5 protein-coding genes are annotated in these 2,927 nt (G+C 35.0%); all 5 read right to left on the bottom strand.

Features of this window, described 5'->3' with window-relative positions; translation table 11 throughout:
* A partial coding sequence (locus tag B3J44_RS22260; protein WP_286971505.1) for an efflux RND transporter permease subunit occupies positions 1-920 on the bottom strand: 920 nt, incomplete at its 3' end.
* Positions 921-1,069: 149 nt separating this feature from the next.
* Positions 1,070-1,465 carry a hypothetical protein gene (locus tag B3J44_RS22255; RefSeq protein ID WP_286971503.1) on the bottom strand — a complete coding sequence of 132 codons (396 nt, stop codon included), beginning with the start codon at positions 1,463-1,465 and terminating at the stop codon, positions 1,070-1,072.
* Positions 1,466-1,686: 221 nt separating this feature from the next.
* Positions 1,687-2,184, bottom strand: coding sequence for an IS3 family transposase (locus tag B3J44_RS24310; protein WP_312081825.1), 498 nt, complete (start codon positions 2,182-2,184; stop codon positions 1,687-1,689).
* Between the two features lie 132 nt (positions 2,185-2,316).
* Complete coding sequence (locus B3J44_RS24305; protein WP_409450448.1) at positions 2,317-2,436, bottom strand: IS3 family transposase; 120 nt, start codon at positions 2,434-2,436, stop codon at positions 2,317-2,319.
* Positions 2,437-2,583: 147 nt separating this feature from the next.
* Complete coding sequence (locus tag B3J44_RS24300) at positions 2,584-2,874, bottom strand: transposase (RefSeq protein WP_409450447.1); 291 nt, start codon at positions 2,872-2,874, stop codon at positions 2,584-2,586.
* Positions 2,875-2,927 lie beyond the last annotated feature (53 nt).

Genomic DNA, 2,927 nt, shown 5'->3' with positions numbered 1-2,927 from the left:
TCTTTGATGACCTGACTGCTGTTAGCACCTTTCAGCATCATCACCACAGCACCGGAAACTTCACCCTGATCGTTGTAGGTCATCGCTCCGTAACGGGTGGCAAAGCCAATTTTTACATCGGCTACATCGCGGATAAACAATGGTACATCATTGTTTTTATTGCTAATGGAAATATTTTGAATATCCTCAATATTACCCACCAAACCTTCGCTGCGGATGTAGAGAACGGTTGGCCCTTTTTCGATATAAGCCCCGCCGGTGTTCTGATTATTGGCATTCAGTGCATCAAAAACATCATTGATGGTAATGCCGTAAGCATTGAGTCTGTCGGGATTTACGGCAATTTCGTATTGCTTCAGTTTGCCGCCAAAACTGCTGACTTCTGCCACGCCTTTGACCTGAAGTAACTGCCGACGCACAATCCAATCCTGAATGCTGCGGAGTTCGGTAATGTCGTATTTTTGTTCAAAACCTTCTTTAGGACGAACGACATATTGGTAGATTTCGCCCAAACCGGTTGAAATTGGTCCTAATTGCGGAGTTCCGATACCTTGCGGAATTTCGTTCTGAACCTGCTGCAGCCGCTCTGCAACCTGTTGCCTTGCCCAATACACATCAATACCATCATCAAAAACAATGGTAACCAAGGACAATCCGAAACGGGAGAAACTGCGGATTTCTTTGAGTCCGGAAATATTGGAGTTCGCCTGCTCGATCGGGAAAGTAACCAGACGTTCGATATCGCTGGCTCCAAAAGAAGGAGCGATGGTAATAACCTGCACCTGATTATTGGTAATATCCGGCACGGCATCAATCGGTAATTTGCTTACCTGATAGGAGCCAATGCCTATTAAACCAAGAATCAGTAATGCTATAATGAGTTTGTTCTTTACAGAAAACTCAATGATTTTTGTAAGCATAATTTATTCTGTTAATTGTAAAAAATAAGGGAGAGATTAAATATTACCCCGGCTGCAAAGCTTATGTATACACAACAGTACCATACACCGAAAGCACAAGCCAACAGTAATAATACGGATGGATAAAATCCGCAAATCTAAAAGGGCAATTAACAGGATTTAGGAGGTTTCCAAACGGCAGAAAGATAAATGTTATCAGAAAATGTGTCGTCCAAAGGCAAGGCTTTGGATTCTTCACCTACAAGTTTTTTCGTTTCTATATCAAAACTAAAAGGAGGAGTAAGTACAAAACTGACATTCAAAACATCGGTATGAACGATAAACGGTAGTTGTTTGTCATGTTCATAATCGTCATCATGCGAATGATTTTCGAGGTGGTTGCCTTCATAATGAAGTGCGAGAAATTCCATCACATTTATTTGAGGATTTTTCTCTTTGAGCTCGAAATAATGTTCTACCAACATAGGGAACTTCAGCAACTGACCTAATTCAGTTGTTGAAATAAGATACACAGATAGAAACAATATGGCGAGTACTCTCCTCATACAGCAAAGTTAATGAAAAAGAGTATTCAGTTTTTTAAGTTGTTGTAATTTAAAACCTTTCAAAATTAAGACATCAAGGAAGTTAGATTATTTTAAACATTTCTTCTACCCTTGTTGTATCAAATGCTGTAAGTTCGGGTCATTCTTGATACGCTCCATTTCGCTATCGACAATATATACAATGTTTGATTTGGATATCCCCCTGAATTTTCCAGTATAAGCTAAGCTACATATTTTAAAAATTGTAAATTATTATTAAACTCAAAGATCGTTTTATAATCTAAAGCTTTATGTCTTCTTTTTCTGTTATACCAAATTTCAATATACTCAAAAATTTTCGTTTTTATTTTTTCTCTGGTAATTAATTTATTTCCATAAATCATTTCATTCTTTAAAGATTTAAAGAAACTCTCAACTACAGCATTATCCCAGCAATTTCCTTTTCTAGACATGCTACGAATAACACCATAAGAATCAAGCACGTTTGTAAACTTCTTCGAAGCATATTGAACACCTCTGTCGGAATGAAATAACATTTCTTTTTTAATTGATCTATTTTTTATAGCCATACGCCATGCTACTAAACTCGTTTCTTCTGTACTCATAGTGTGGCTTAAACTCCAACCAATGACCTTTCTATCAAATAAATCGATGATTGTTGTTAAATACAAAAATCCTTCTTGAGTTTGAATATAAGTTAAGTAATGTCTGATACCCATTTCATTGAACGTTTTGAAGTACTAAAATATCGATTAAGTAGATTATTCACAGTTAAATAATTGTGTTTGGAATTTGTTGTAATTCTAAACTTTTTACTTAATTTACTTCTTAAACCAAGCTCTTGCATATATTTATTTAGCAACTGTTTTAAGTGATATTCTATAACCTAAAGCGTTTAATTCTGAATGAATTCGAGGACTTCCGTATCTCTGCTTAAATTCAAAATATAAATATGTTATTTTATTCAACATCAAATTTTTTCTCAAAAGTCTATTGGAATAACCTCTCTTTCTCCATTTAAAATAGCTGCTGTAATTGATTTTTAATATAAAACACATTTTCTCAATCGGAAATTTAAGCTCATGATTCTTTATGAATCTGTATTTCATCGACCGTTCTTAGAGAAAATGCTGATTGCTTTTTTTTAAGATATCACGTTCTAATTCAGCATCTTTTAGTCTCTTTTCTAATTCTACTATTCGATCCTGTTCTACTGTTAGCTTTAAATTGCCTTTTCCTGGAAAACTATTGAATCCGTATTCTTGATAATCTTTGCGCCATTTGTATAATAATGAAGCTTTTATTCCAATTTCCCTAGCTAATTCTGAGATGTTACTTCTTTCATAACTCAATTCTACTGCTAGCAATTTAAATGACGCCTCGTAATGATTTTTTTGTCCTTTCATCATGTTAAGTAAGTTTTATACCTTTTCTTACTATGGAATTTTAGTTAGGACATCCA

Source organism: Flavobacterium sp. UBA4854, assembly GCF_002399805.1.
Taxonomy (GTDB): domain Bacteria; phylum Bacteroidota; class Bacteroidia; order Flavobacteriales; family Flavobacteriaceae; genus Flavobacterium; species Flavobacterium ginsengisoli.
Note: the sequence above shows the minus strand (reverse complement) of the source record. Positions and strands in the feature narration are given on the sequence as shown.

What these genes read in the sequence shown, in the direction of transcription:
- B3J44_RS24310 (WP_312081825.1), bottom strand. Translation starts at nt 2,184, where the DNA reads ATGGGTATCAGACATTACTTAACTTATATTCAAACTCAAGAAGGATTT.
- B3J44_RS24300 (WP_409450447.1), bottom strand. Translation starts at nt 2,874, where the DNA reads ATGATGAAAGGACAAAAAAATCATTACGAGGCGTCATTTAAATTGCTA.
- B3J44_RS24305 (WP_409450448.1), bottom strand. Translation starts at nt 2,436, where the DNA reads ATGTTGAATAAAATAACATATTTATATTTTGAATTTAAGCAGAGATAC.
- B3J44_RS22255 (WP_286971503.1), bottom strand. Translation starts at nt 1,465, where the DNA reads ATGAGGAGAGTACTCGCCATATTGTTTCTATCTGTGTATCTTATTTCA.